We start from the raw sequence: 260 nt of genomic DNA on the forward strand, positions 1-260 counted from the left end.
CCGGCGACGAAGGCATCGTGCTGCAAATCTGGAATCGCAACGGCGTATTGATGTATTACTCGCGTCCGCGTGCGCCGCTTGCGCCGCGCGCCGAACTCGGCTTTTCGACCGAACGTACGGAACGCGGCGAGTGGCGGGTGTACGGCGCGATCGTCGGCGATAACGTCGTGCAACTGGCGCAGCCGCTTTCCGTGCGCAACCGGCTTGCGGCCGACGTCGCGCTGCGCACGCTGTGGCCGTTGATCGTGCTGCTGCCGCTG

General features: G+C 66.5%; 1 pseudogene. It reads left to right on the forward strand.

The features are described 5' to 3' along the window. Positions 1 to 260 (forward strand): annotated as a pseudogene (locus SB771_RS35355) (two-component sensor histidine kinase); the annotation flags it as partial.

The sequence above is a fragment of the Burkholderia sp. SIMBA_051 genome, assembly GCF_046534915.1.
GTDB lineage: Bacteria > Pseudomonadota > Gammaproteobacteria > Burkholderiales > Burkholderiaceae > Burkholderia > Burkholderia ambifaria.